The sequence below is a fragment of the Micromonospora sp. bgisy143 genome (genome assembly GCF_057708145.1).
Map to the genome: position 1 here is coordinate 1 of NZ_JBYIRN010000014.1, position 12519 is coordinate 12519.

A 12519-nucleotide genomic window follows, 5' to 3' on the forward strand; every position below is an offset into this window, starting at 1 on the left:
GTGTCCGGGGGTCGTCGGCTGTTGTGGCGGGGTGTCCGGGGGTCGTCGGCTGTTGTGGCGGGGCGTCCGGCGGTCGTCGGCCGTCGTGGTTGGTCGTCTGGCGGCGCGTCAGGTTTGGCGACCGCGTCAGGTCTGGCGGCGGACTCCCGGGAGCCGCCCCACATCTGGGGCAGGTCGACAGGAGCCGAAACAGACAGCCGGGGTCGAGACCCGAGCGCCGCTCCGCTGTCCGGCCGGGGCGGGCGCAGCGGTCGGCGAACCTGGGGCTCAGAAGGCGGAGATGTCGCGGGCTCGTTCGCTGCGGCTGAGCGCGCCGATCAGCGCGGACTGACCGTGCCGGCGGACGGCAAGGCGGACCAGCAGGTCACGTACGGGGTCGAAGACCTCCGCCGGGAACTCCGGCGTGGGTACGCCGACGCTCACCGCCAGGTCGTCGGAGTGCACGACGATCTCCAACTGGCGGGTGAGCAGGAAATCGGCGCGCCGCAGGGCCCAGCCCTGCCACGGAATGGGTACGACGTCCCGGGCCGCACCACGCCCGAGCAGGTCGCCCGCCTCCTTCAGCGCGGCGGCGGAGCTGGCGTGCAGATCTGCGGGGCCTCGGGCCGCGTCCTCTTCGTCGTTGCTCGCGGCGACCGAGGCTGCGTCGGGGGTGCCCTCGGTGACCCAGGCGGCCCGCTCGTAGTGGTTGTCGGCTGACTCCAGGACCGGCAGGTCGCTCGGCGTCGGCAGCAGCTCCGCCGCACGGATCGCCTGCCGTCCGAGGTGGCACGCGAGGCCGCCGACGGACAGGTGCGGCAGGGCGCTCGGGCGCGACCACTGTGCGGAGACCTCGGGGTGTCGGATCAGGTCCAGCGCGATCGAAGCGGCGACCGGGAAGGCGGAATCGAGGGCGTCAACGGAACGGGACATCCGCACAGTCTGGCAGGACCGGCCGACAGGCTCCGGGCGACGGGGCCCGCTCCGACGGGCACCACACCCGCCGCGCCCAGTGTGATCGACTCGGCTTTCAGGAAGTCGGGGCGTCCCCGGCACTGGGACACCCCGACTTCAAGGCAACCGAGTCGATCAGGGAGTGCGGAGGCGGGTCAGCGCAGGCCGGCGGCGGCGAGCAGGTTGCCCTCGGGCAGCGCCGGCAGGGCCCGGCCCTGGGACATGCGCTGTTCCGCGCGCTCGGTCGTGAACGCGGCGTCGGTGGCGATCGCCGCGCCGTAGCTGGCGGCGGTGCGCTGGGCGATGGCGGACCAGCCGTACTGCTCGGTGACCATCCGGCGGGCACGCCGGGCCATGGCGCGGGCGCGTTCCCGGTCGGACAGCAGCGCGTCGACGGCGTCGGCGAGGCTGTCCGGGTCGTGCGGGCGGAACGTCATCCCGGTCGCGCCCGGCTCGACGATCTCGGCGAGGCCACCGGTGGCGGCGACGGCCAGGGGCGCTCCGGCGGCGGCGCCTTCGAGGGCGACCATGCCGAACGGCTCGTAGATGCTCGGCACGGCGAAGCAGTCGGACGCGGCCATCAGCGCCGGCAGGTCGGTGCCGCCCAGGAAGCCCGGCATGGTGACCATGCCGCCGAGGCCGCGGCGGTGCACCTCGGCCTCGAGTTCGGCGCGGTACGGGCCGTCGCCGGCGATCACGGCGCGCAGCCCGGGGTGCCGCTCGCGCAGTCGGGGGAGGGCGGCGACGAGGTGCTGGACGCCCTTCTCGTACACCAGTCGACCGGCGAAGGTGACCAGCGGGCCGTCCCCGGCGAACCGGGCCCGGGCCGCGGCCACGTCCCGCGCCGGCACCTTCCAGCGGTACGACTCGACACCGTTGGCGACCACGTCGACCCGCCCGGCCGGCACGCCGAACAGGGCGTTGACCTCGTCGCGCATGTAGCCGGAGCAGACAATCAACCGGTTGGACTCGCTGGCGAGCCAGTGCTCGACGCCGTGGATGGTGCGGTTCATCTCCTCGGGCAGCCAGCCCTGGTGCCGCCCGGCCTCGGTGGCGTGGATCGTGCTGACGAGGGGGATGTCCAGGTGGTCGCGCAACGTCATCGCGGTGTGGGCGACGAGCCAGTCGTGGGCGTGGATGACGTCGTAGGCGCCGGCCTGGGTGGCGCGCAGGGCGGTGCGGGTGAGGGTGTGGTTGAAGGCCATGGTCCAGGCGAGCAGGGAGCCGGTGGCCAGGGGGAACGTCACCGGGTCTTCGGGGGCGCGCAGGATGCGCACGCCGTCGGCGTACTCCTCCAGGGGTGCGCCTTCGGCGTGGCGGGTGACGACGGTGACCTCGTGCCCGGCGGCGGCGAGGGCCACGGACAGGGCGTGGACGTGGCGGCCGAGGCCGCCGACGAGCACCGGCGGGTACTCCCACGACAGCATGAGGATGCGACGGGTCTGCGGCGGCACACCGGGACCGCGCTGCGGCGGCACCGGGGAGCCCGGCTGCGCGGACGGACCGGGCGAGGTCGAAGGCTGGGGCCGGGAGGTCACGGTGGGCCGGTGGGTCCGGTCCTTGGTGGCAGCGAGCTGCTCATCGACCCGCAGGGTCGTCACATCTGTCTCCGTCCAGGCATGGTGGGGCGCGCCGGCGTCAGTGGCGGCGGAGAGGGTGGAAAAAGGGCGGCCGAAGGCCAAAGAGCACACGCGGGTGCGTGTCCCCCGACAAGCAAAGGCCATCGGACGCGGGTTCGCATCTCGAAATCGGCCATCGTGACGGAAGACACCTGAGGGTGTAGCGCACATCAGACGGGTGGATTCCGGTCACCGCCTGAAAGGATGGATTGGCGCGCCCGGGGCGGGGGCACTACCCGCTTGCGCGCGGGCGGCTCAGCCGGCGCGCACATCACCATGGCTTGAGGGAGCGACATGCAGGTCTGGCCGGGCGAGCGGTATCCCCTGGGCGCCACGTACGACGGGATGGGCACCAACTTCGCCATCTTCTCCGAGGTGGCCGAGCGGATCGAGCTGTGCCTGTTCGACGAGTGGGACACCGGCGCGGAGCGCCGCGTCGAGCTGCGCGAGGTCGACGCGTACGTGTGGCACGCGTACCTGCCGGGCATCGAGCCGGGGCAGCGCTACGGCTACCGGGTGCACGGGCCGTACGACCCGGCGAACGGGTTGCGCTGCAACCCGCACAAGCTGCTGATCGACCCGTACGCCAAGGCCATCGACGGTGACGTGGAGTGGGACCCGGCGGTGTACGACTACGAGCTGGGCGACCCGGAGCGGATGAACGAGACCGACTCGGCGCCGTTCATGCCGAAGTCGGTGGTGGTGAACCCGTACTTCGACTGGGGCAACGACAAGCCGCCGCGCACCCCGTACCACCACTCGGTGATCTACGAGGCGCACGTGCGCGGGCTGACCATGCGGCACCCGGACATCCCGGAGGAGCTGCGCGGCACGTACGCGGGGATCGCCTCGCCGCCGATGATCGAGCACCTGACCCGGCTCGGGGTGACGGCGATCGAGCTGATGCCGGTGCACCAGTTCGTGCACGACCACCGCCTCGTCGACCTGGGGCTGCGCAACTACTGGGGTTACAACACGATCGGCTTCTTCGCCCCGCACCACGGCTACTCGGCGCTGGGCCGCCTGGGTCAGCAGGTGCAGGAGTTCCGGGGCATGGTGAAGGCGCTGCACGCGGCGGGCATCGAGGTCATCCTCGACGTGGTCTACAACCACACCGCCGAGGGCAACCACCTCGGGCCGACGTTGAGTTTCAAGGGCGTGGACGCGCCGAGCTACTACCGGCTCAGCGAGGAGGACCGGCGCTACTTCGTCGACTACACCGGCACCGGCAACAGCCTGAACGTGCGCAGCCCGCACTCCCTGCAACTGATCATGGATTCGTTGCGGTACTGGGTGACCGAGATGCACGTCGACGGGTTCCGGTTCGACCTGGCGGCCACCCTGGCGCGCGAGTTCTACGAGGTGGACCGGCTCTCCACGTTCTTCGAGGTGGTGCAGCAGGACCCGGTGGTCAGCCAGGTGAAGCTGATCGCCGAGCCGTGGGACGTCGGCCCGGGCGGCTACCAGGTGGGCAACTTCCCGCCGCTGTGGACGGAGTGGAACGGCAAGTACCGGGACACCGTGCGGGACTTCTGGCGCGGTGAGCCGGCGACCCTGGCCGAGTTCGCCTCGCGCATCTCCGGCTCGGCCGACCTCTACCAGGACGACGGCCGCCGCCCGTTCCACAGCATCAACTTCGTGACCGTGCACGACGGGTTCACGCTCAACGACCTGGTGTCGTACAACGACAAGCACAACGAGGCCAACGGCGAGGAGAACCGGGACGGCGAGAGCCACAACCGGTCGTGGAACTGCGGCGTGGAGGGCGACACCGACGACGAGGCGGTGCTCGCCCTGCGGGCCAAGCAGCGGCGCAACTTCCTGGCCACGATGATGCTGTCGCAGGGCGTGCCGATGATCGGCCACGGCGACGAGTTGGGGCGTACCCAGCACGGCAACAACAACGCCTACTGCCAGGACAGCGAGCTGGCCTGGATCGACTGGGACAACGCCGACGAGCAACTGCTGGACTTCGTGCGGATGCTCACCGACTTCCGCAAGCGGCACCAGGTGTTCCGTCGCCGCCGGTTCTTCACCGGCCTGCCGGTGGGCGGGCGGGACGTCGACGCGCCCCTTCCCGACCTGGCGTGGCACACCCCGGACGGGCGGGAGATGACCGGCGAGGACTGGGGCAACGACTTCGGCCGGTCGGTGGCGCTGTTCGTCAACGGCGAGGGCATCCGCGAGCGCGGCCAGTACGGCCAGCGGCACCACGACGCCTCGTTCCTGCTCTGCTTCAACGCCCACGACGCGCCGCTGGACTTCACGATGCCCGGCAGCGAATACGGGCAGAAGTGGGAACGGGTCATCAGCACGGCCGACCCCGACCCGGACGACGCCACGGTGATCAGCGCGGGCGGCACCATCCGGGTGCCGGACCGGTCCCTCGTCGTGTTGGAGAGGATGATCTGACATGCCGGCCACCCCTCCCAAGGCCACCTACCGCGTCCAGGTCCGCCCCGGGTTCGATCTGGACGCCACCGCCGCGATCCTCGACTACCTGCACGACCTCGGCGTCAGCCACCTCTACACCGCCCCGCTGCTGGCCGCCACGCCCGGCTCGCAGCACGGCTACGACGTGGTCGACCACCGCGTTGTCAACCCGGAACTGGGCGGGGAGGCGGCCCGGCAGCGGCTGCTGCGCGCCCTGCGCGACAAGCAGCTCGGCCTGGTCGTCGACATCGTGCCGAACCACGCCGGGGTCGCCGTACCGCCGGCCAACCCGGCCTGGTGGGACGTGCTGCGCCGGGGGCGCGACTCGTCGTACGCCGACTGGTTCGACATCGACTGGGACCGGGGCCGGCTGCTGCTGCCGGTCCTCGCCGACGACCCGGCCGCCCTGGACGACCTCAAGATCGTCGACGGCGAGCTGCGCTATCACGAGCACCGCTTCCCGATTGCCGACGGCACCGGCGACGGCACCGCCCGGGAGGTGCACGACCGGCAGCGCTACGAGCTGGTCTCCTGGCGACGCGGGGACGCCGAGCTGACGTACCGCCGGTTCTTCGCCATCGCGGGCCTGGCGGGCCTGCGGGTGGAGGACCCGGCGGTGTTCGCCGCCGTGCACGAGCTGATCCTGCGCTGGGCCGCCGACGGCGAGGTCGACGGCATCCGCGTCGACCACCCGGACGGCCTGCGCGACCCCGCCGGATACCTCGCGCGGCTGCGCGAGGCCGCGCCGGACGCCTGGCTCGTGGTGGAGAAGATCCTGGAGTACGGCGAGGAGCTGCCGGACTGGCCGGTGGACGGCACCACCGGCTACGACGCCCTGGCCATGGTCGGCGGGCTCTTCATCGACATCGACGCCGAGGGCGACTTCACCGCCCTGGACAACCGACTCACCGGGCAGCGCACCTCCTGGGAGGACCTGACCCACACCACCAAGCTCGCCGCCGCCACCCAGCTGCTCTCCGCCGAACTGACCCGGCTCGCCGCCCTCGCCCCCGAGGTGCCGACCGAGCAGGCCCGCGCGGCGCTCGCCGAGCTGGCCGCCGCGTTCGACGTCTACCGCGGCTACCCGCCGCACGGCGCCCGGCACCTCGCCGCCGCCCGCTCCGAGGCCGGCCGCCGCCGCCCCGACCTGGCCGGTGCCCTGGACGCGATTACCCGCCGGCTGCGCGACCCCGACGACGAGCTGGGCATGCGGTTCCCGCAGCTCACCGGCGCGGTGATGGCCAAGGGCGTGGAAGACACCGCCTTCTACCGGTGGACGCGCTTCGTGGCGCTCAACGAGGTCGGCGACAGCCCCACCCGCTTCGGGGTGCCACCGGCGGAGTTCCACCGCTTCGCCGCCGCCCAACAGATCCGCTGGCCGGACAGCATGACCACCCTCTCCACCCACGACACGAAGCGCAGCGAGGACGTCCGCGCCCGCCTCGCCGTGCTCAGCGAACTGCCGGGCCGCTGGGCGGAGCAGGTCAAGACCTGGATGGAGTACGCGCCGCTGCCCGACCCGGCGTTCGCCCATCTGCTCTGGCAGACGGCCGTCGGCGCGTGGCCGATCGAGCGGGAACGGCTGCACGCGTACGCCGAGAAGGCCGCCCGGGAGGCCGGGGCCTCGACCAGCTGGGCGGACCCGGACCCGGCCTTCGAGCAGGCACTGCACGCGCTTGTCGACCTGATGTACGACGACCCGAGCCTGCACGACGAGCTGACCGAACTCGCCGCCGCGATCACCCCGGCCGGCTGGTGCAACTCCCTCGGGCAGAAGCTGATCCAACTCACCATGCCCGGCGTCCCGGACACGTACCAGGGCACCGAGCTGTGGGACAACTCCCTGGTGGACCCGGACAATCGCCGGCCGGTCGACTTCGACGTACGCCGGGAGATGCTGGCACGGCTCGACGACGGCTGGCGTCCCCCGGTCGACACCGACGGAGCGGCGAAGCTGCTCGTCGTGTCGCGGACGCTGCGCCTGCGGCGGGCGCACCCGGAGCTGTTCACCACCTACCGGCCGGTGCCGGCGCACGGCCCGGTCGGCCGGCACGTGGTGGCCTTCGACCGGGGTGGCGTGATCGCCGTGGCGACCCGACTGCCGCTCGGCCTGGCACGCGCCGGCGGCTGGTGTGACACAGCTCTGTCGCTTGGTGTTCACGAGGTGAAGGACCTGTTCACCGGTCGGGTCTACAGTGGCGGGGAGGTCCCGTTGGACAATCTCCTCGCGGACTACCCCGTTGCTCTGCTGGCTCCTCCCACCGCTGCCGAGGAGGCCTCGTCATGACCGAATTCTCCGTCTGGGCGCCGGACGCCAGCCGGGTGCGCCTGCGCCTGGCCGGCGACACCGACCATGACATGCGCGCCACCGCCGACGGCTGGTGGACCGTCGAGGTGCCCGACGCCGGCCTCGACTACTCCTTTCTGCTGAACGACGACGAAACCCCGCTGCCCGACCCCCGCTCCCCGTGGCAACCTGCGGGTGTGCATGGGCCGAGCCGCCGCTACGACCACTCCGCCTTCGAGTGGTCCGACCGCGCGTGGACGGGTCGCCAGTTGCCCGGCAGCGTCCTCTACGAGCTGCACATCGGCACCTTCACCCCGGAGGGCACCTTCGACGCGGCCATCGACCGCCTCGACCACCTCGTCGACCTCGGTGTCGACCTGATCGAACTGCTCCCGGTCAACGCCTTCAACGGCGAACACAACTGGGGGTACGACGGTGTCTGCTGGTACGCCCCGCACGAGCCCTACGGCGGCCCGGACGGCCTGAAACGGTTCGTCGACGCCGCCCACGCGAAGGGGTTGGGGGTGATCCTCGACGTCGTCTACAACCATTTCGGGCCCTCCGGGGCCTACGCGCCGCGGTTCGGCCCCTACCTGGCCGAGCAGAGCAACAGTTGGGGCCGCTCGATCAACCTCGACGGCCCGCACTCCGACGAGGTACGCCGCTACATCATCGACAGCGTGCTCATGTGGCTGCGCGACTACCACGTGGACGGGTTGCGCCTGGACGCCGTACACGCCCTGCCGGACACCCGGGCGGTGCCGTTGCTTGAGGAGCTGGCGGTTTCCGTTGAATCCTTGTCGACGCACCTGGGCCGGCCGCTGTCGCTGATCGCGGAGTCCGACCTCAACGACCCCCGGCTCATCACCCCTCGCGAGGCCGGCGGGTTCGGGCTGCACGCCCAGTGGAACGACGACGCCCACCACGCGCTGCACACGTTGCTGACGGGGGAGCGGCAGGGCTACTACGGCGACTTCGGCTCCCTGGAGACGCTGTCGGACGTTCTCACCGGCGGGTTCTTCCACGCGGGCACCTGGTCCAGCTTCCGCAACCGGCACCACGGGCGACCCCTGGACTCGCGGGTCCCTGGTCACCGGTTGGTCGCCTATCTCCAGAACCACGACCAGATCGGGAACCGGGCCACCGGGGATCGGATCTCGGCGTCCCTGTCGTCCAGCCTCGTACGGGTCGGGGCGATGATCCTGCTGACGGCGCCGTTCACGCCCATGCTGTTCATGGGGGAGGAGTGGGCTGCCTCCACGCCGTGGCAGTTCTTCACGTCGCACCCGGAGCCGGAGTTGGCTTCGGCGGTGCGGACCGGGCGGCGGCGGGAGTTCGCGTCGCACGGGTGGCCGGAAGGGGACGTGCCTGATCCGCAGGACCCGGAGACGTTTACGCGGTCGCGGTTGGACTGGGCCGAGTTGGACAAGCCTGAGCATGCTTCGATGCTGGCCTTTTACCAGCGGTTGATCTCGCTGCGGCGGTCGGTGGCGGACCTGTCTGATCCTCGGATGCACGCGGTGTCGGTGCAGCATGGGGATCAGTTTTTGCTGATGCGGCGGGGGGACACGTTGGTCGTGGCTAACTTCGCTGGGCGGGGACAGGGTGTGTCGCTGCCTGGGGTGGCTCGGCGGGTGCTGCTGGCTACGGGCGAGGGGGTCACCGTGATGCGGGACCGGATCGAACTACCAGCGGAGACAGCGGCGATCGTGGCGGTCTGAGATCTGATTGACGGCGTAATAAGGGGACGTCTCGCAACTGGGTGGAGGCGTCTCCCGGCGCGGGATCATCGGTTGGCTGGCGACGATGAAGTTGTGGAGATTGGCGACGTTCGGAATGGCGTCGGCTGATGTGCAAGTGCCGTAGTGGTGTCTACGCAGGATCGTAATGCATCTACCCGTGGCCAAACGAGTTCGATAGGCGCTCGAATATCCGACGGGTATTGGCATCGGTGGTAACCTGCTCGACCGGCCGACGGTTCGCCAGCGTCAGGGCGGGCACGGCTGAGGATGTCGATGACTCGACGCGCGGCGGAGTGCTACACGCCGAATAGCGTGCTGCTGCATCGTTCGGATTGTGTGCTGGCGCTCCGGCTGCCAGTAGCATCCGATCAGCGAGATTCAGAGGCTCACTGCTGCCCCGGACCCGGTGACGATAGCGTCCTGCCCCGCTTGCCGACTATGCGGGCCAAGTTGAGGGCCGGCAGCAGCCCGATGATCGGAAAGCCCATCCCGTATTGGCTGGGGCTGATCACCCTGCACCAACGAACCTTCGATCTTTGACATCAACAGGCGCGGCGCTTGCTCACAAATCCATGAGTAGTACCGGTCTGGCGCCGAATCATGGCACTCTTACCCTGATTCTTCGGCGCACTTTGAGAAACTGTCCATGAAGCTAGCTGCCTGCACCTATTGACTTTCGAGCTTGTAGGACGGCGCGCGTAAGCGGATGTCGGTGCCCCCAAGCTCGACGACTTGTTGGTAATATCTCGTCTAAAAGTCTAATCGCTTTAGATTTCCTTCCTATCGCTGAGTATGCTAAAGCAAGGTTCAGCTTAGCTTCTACATATCCCGGTCGAGAAGAATCCCGTATTGCTGTCAAATCCTCCAGAATGACGACGGCCTTCAACGGTTCATTCGAATCCAAATGCGCCAACGCCAGGTTGTGCGCCGTCAGTGCTGCCTCGTCGTTAGCTTCGCCTAGAGAGCGTCTTTGTATTTCGTACACTGATTCGTAGATATTGATGGCATCGCTAAGCCTGCCAGCGGTCCGGTAGTCGTCAGCCAAACTAATTCTTGAACGGAGCGTATCCGGATGAGTTTCTCCCAATACTTCTGACCGTTGTTCCACAGTTTCTTCGTGGATTATGATTGATTCTTGTAGCTTCCCAAGCGCCGACAAGGCTAGAGCGAGGCCGTGCTTGCTGTTGAGGGTCATTGGGTGCGTGTCACCCAATGACTGCCGACGAGCCGTCAAGTTTACTTCGTGGAGGCGTGCGGCCTCGCTTAGGCGGCCAGCCTGCTGGTAGGCGTAGGCCAAGTTGCTACGACTTATCATTACACGATAATCGTCCTCGCCGAGGACGCGGATCCTGTCGGCCAGGGTTCGTTCGAACAGGCTGACCGCTTGAGCGAGATCGCCCATTGACTGGTAGGCCTTTGCAAGATTATTGTGGAATGAAAACCTATATGGATCATCTTGATCGAGTATCCGTTCCACATCGCCCGATATCGACCTGAGCAATTCAATAGCATCTCTCGATTTGCCTGACAATTCATAGCAGCGGGCTAGGTTACTAGTAACAGCGAGTCTGTTTGGATCGTCAGTACCTAGAATGCGTCTGCAGTCGGAATAGGCTCGTTCGGACATCGCAATCGCGGCGGCCAAATTTCCTTGACCTTGTAGGTAGGCGCCGGACATAGAGAGGAGGATTGTCAAGCTCCGACTCTCATGATCGATTGGGGCCCAATGAGATATGGCTTCGATATGAGGAACCATTAGCCTCCAACGCGGCCAGGAATCAATATCGACAGTAGGGTCAGTCGTGAAAGCCGCTAGCGCTAAATCGGCGGCTCTGTCATAGGCCGGTGGTCCCTCAGTCAATGATCCAGCCGCTGCAGCCGCACGAGTGACCGCTTGCACCAGACGGTGGACTGAGAGCGTCCCGGCGTGTCTGTTCACCATGCTGTATGAAGCCAAGATTGACAGAGCTTCGGCTAGGTCAAGAGGGTCAGAGGCGAGGGGAAAGAGAATCTCTTCAGGGATGTTGTCTGGCGCGAAGTGTGCCGCCACCAAAAGTAATTGCGCAGCCAGGCTAGACCTTTGTGTTATTGCCTCCATCGTGACCGTCCAAACCCTGGCAACTGTCCGTTCGATGTCACCTCCCTCGCCAGCGACACTGGCAATTCGCGCAAAACGGCTCCTTATCAATTCGGTGTATTGATCAAATGTCATGCCATTGTTCTGTGAGATATACGATGCCGCTTGTTCCAGCGCGATCGGCAGGTCACCAAGAGCGGCCGCAAGGCGAGCAGCGGCCTCGTGATCATGCTTCTCGGTCAATGCGATCAGCAGTTCGGTACTCGCGGCACGGGCTAGCGGGCCGAGGTGAAGAGATTTAAGCCCGAGGCGGCTCCAACGACCTGCCCCGATATTTCGTCTAGTCGTAATGAGAACGCGGCCTTTGTCTTGAATATTACCAATCAGTGCCGAAATATGCTGAGGATCTTCAACGTTGTCTAAAACAATTAGCCAGCCTTCATGACTTTGAAGCCAGCCAATTCCCCATGCGTCTGCACGAGCAACTTCGATAGCAGGGCAAAGCCGATAAGTGAGCTCGGCGAGCCCAGATTTGATGCTTTCTTGAGTTTCGGCGTTGATCCACCAAACTAACGTGTACTTTGCAATTCTGCTATAGGCGAAATGCAACGCTAGTTCAGTCTTGCCAACTCCACCCAGCCCGTACACTGCTTGACCTATCGCCGCATTGCAGTTCTTAACCAGATCATCAAGTGATTCTAGGTCTCGCCCAAAAAGAGTCGTGGCCGGCCGGGGGAGATTGTGGGTGCCGCCCGGAGCGTTTACGGAGTTGGGTGAGGGAGGGGTTGGTAAATGGTTGTACTGGGTATTAAAGTCGCCAATTTGAACGCCGATCGAGTCGTCTATCTTGGCCGAAGGCGAAGTCTTTATCGCAGCATCCTCGGATGCTTTTCGTTTGCTGCTCAGCATCTACCTCCACCTTCTCTGAGTCGATATGATCGCAGGCGGGCATTCGTGGCCGCATCGCTGGTAATGGCTACGAGTCAATCGAACTTATTCCATTGAATATTTGTGTCGCCGATCTGCACGCCCTTTGATCCGTGGACCTCGACGTTTGCGGCGTTCCTTAAAGGTGGGGCCGCTGCCGCTTGAGAGTCGCAGTCTGTCGACGATGGTGATAGACGCTCCGGGTTTTGTCCGACTTGCAGTTGGCGGGGTCGCCGTAGAGTAAGCCAGCCCATCGCCAACCCGGCAGCGCCGATTAGCGTGGAACCAAAGGCGCCGGCTATCGAAACCCACTTTTCCGCCCGATCTAGCCCAACCTTGGCAAGAAGGACAGCTACTCCCGTCGCCCCAATGCCCATCAATAACCCCGCCAACGTCATCCCGAACTTGCGAGCCATCAGGACATGATGACGGAAGGGTGCCCTCCGTGCATCGTCGTGTCGTCTACCGATCAGCGTGTTGGTGACGAACCACCTGTCTTCC

The 12519-nt window shown here is 66.8% G+C and carries 7 protein-coding genes; 3 read left to right on the top strand and 4 right to left on the bottom strand.

Going from position 1 to position 12519, the window contains the following annotated elements; genetic code table 11:
- Positions 1-267: 267 nt before the first annotated feature.
- Both AC3EN4_RS17480 and AC3EN4_RS17485 read right to left on the bottom strand, forming a co-directional pair.
- Positions 268-912 (bottom strand): maleylpyruvate isomerase N-terminal domain-containing protein, encoded by a 645-nt coding sequence (locus AC3EN4_RS17480; protein WP_435206862.1) that lies wholly within the window; start codon positions 910-912, stop codon positions 268-270.
- 176 nt (positions 913-1088) lie between these two features.
- Positions 1089-2534 carry a glycosyltransferase family 4 protein gene (locus AC3EN4_RS17485; protein WP_435206863.1) on the bottom strand — a complete coding sequence of 482 codons (1446 nt, stop codon included), beginning with the start codon at positions 2532-2534 and terminating at the stop codon, positions 1089-1091.
- Positions 2535-2846: 312 nt separating this feature from the next.
- Between AC3EN4_RS17485 and glgX the strand changes: the two genes are divergently transcribed.
- From glgX to treZ, 3 genes are read left to right on the top strand one after another with little or no spacing between them, the layout of a single operon-like run.
- Positions 2847-4964, top strand: coding sequence for a glycogen debranching protein GlgX (gene glgX / locus AC3EN4_RS17490; protein ID WP_435206864.1), 2118 nt, complete (start codon positions 2847-2849; stop codon positions 4962-4964).
- Position 4965: 1 nt separating this feature from the next.
- Positions 4966-7272 (top strand): malto-oligosyltrehalose synthase, encoded by a 2307-nt coding sequence (treY, locus tag AC3EN4_RS17495; protein ID WP_435206865.1) that lies wholly within the window; start codon positions 4966-4968, stop codon positions 7270-7272.
- Positions 7269-8993 (top strand): malto-oligosyltrehalose trehalohydrolase, encoded by a 1725-nt coding sequence (gene treZ, locus AC3EN4_RS17500; RefSeq protein ID WP_435206867.1) that lies wholly within the window; start codon positions 7269-7271, stop codon positions 8991-8993. Before treY ends, treZ begins: the two co-directional genes overlap by 4 nt.
- Positions 8994-9666: 673 nt before the next feature.
- Here treZ and AC3EN4_RS17505 read toward each other — a convergent pair.
- Complete coding sequence (locus tag AC3EN4_RS17505) at positions 9667-12000, bottom strand: tetratricopeptide repeat protein (protein ID WP_435206868.1); 2334 nt, start codon at positions 11998-12000, stop codon at positions 9667-9669.
- Positions 12001-12074: 74 nt separating this feature from the next.
- Complete coding sequence (locus AC3EN4_RS17510) at positions 12075-12434, bottom strand: hypothetical protein (RefSeq protein ID WP_435206870.1); 360 nt, start codon at positions 12432-12434, stop codon at positions 12075-12077.
- Positions 12435-12519: the final 85 nt, after the last annotated feature.

What these genes read in the sequence shown, in the direction of transcription:
- AC3EN4_RS17480 (WP_435206862.1), bottom strand. Translation starts at nt 912, where the DNA reads ATGTCCCGTTCCGTTGACGCCCTCGATTCCGCCTTCCCGGTCGCCGCT.
- glgX (WP_435206864.1), top strand. Translation starts at nt 2,847, where the DNA reads ATGCAGGTCTGGCCGGGCGAGCGGTATCCCCTGGGCGCCACGTACGAC.
- treY (WP_435206865.1), top strand. Translation starts at nt 4,966, where the DNA reads ATGCCGGCCACCCCTCCCAAGGCCACCTACCGCGTCCAGGTCCGCCCC.
- treZ (WP_435206867.1), top strand. Translation starts at nt 7,269, where the DNA reads ATGACCGAATTCTCCGTCTGGGCGCCGGACGCCAGCCGGGTGCGCCTG.
- AC3EN4_RS17505 (WP_435206868.1), bottom strand. Translation starts at nt 12,000, where the DNA reads ATGCTGAGCAGCAAACGAAAAGCATCCGAGGATGCTGCGATAAAGACT.
- AC3EN4_RS17510 (WP_435206870.1), bottom strand. Translation starts at nt 12,434, where the DNA reads ATGGCTCGCAAGTTCGGGATGACGTTGGCGGGGTTATTGATGGGCATT.